1 protein-coding gene is annotated in these 291 nt (G+C 62.2%); it reads left to right on the forward strand.

The window, feature by feature from the left end; translation table 11 throughout:
- Nucleotides 1–40: 40 nt before the first annotated feature.
- A partial coding sequence (locus ABJK56_RS11720; RefSeq protein ID WP_347244856.1) for a phosphoenolpyruvate-utilizing N-terminal domain-containing protein occupies nucleotides 41–291 on the forward strand: 251 nt, incomplete at its 3' end.

The following is a 291-nucleotide window of genomic DNA, read 5'->3' on the forward strand; positions in this document are numbered from 1 at the left end:
GCCCCCTCCAGTTGTGACCCCCCGACCGATAGAAGCTTCAGTGGGAGAAGGCCTACAGGGTATCCCGGCCTCCGGAGGAGTGGCTATCGCTCCGCTGTTCCGGTACCGCCCCTCCACAGTGCGCGTGGAGCGTTATCCCATTCAAGACGTTCCTGCAGAAATCGCCCGGCTCCGCCAGGCCCTGGAGCAGGCACGTCAGGAACTGATAAATCTCCAGCAGGAAGTGGCGGCCCATCACCCCGAGACCGCGCGCATTTTTGAGTTTCAACGGCTGATGCTGGAGGATCCCAC

This window comes from Thermogutta sp. (assembly GCF_039793925.1).
Classification (GTDB): Bacteria; Planctomycetota; Planctomycetia; order Pirellulales; family Thermoguttaceae; genus Thermogutta.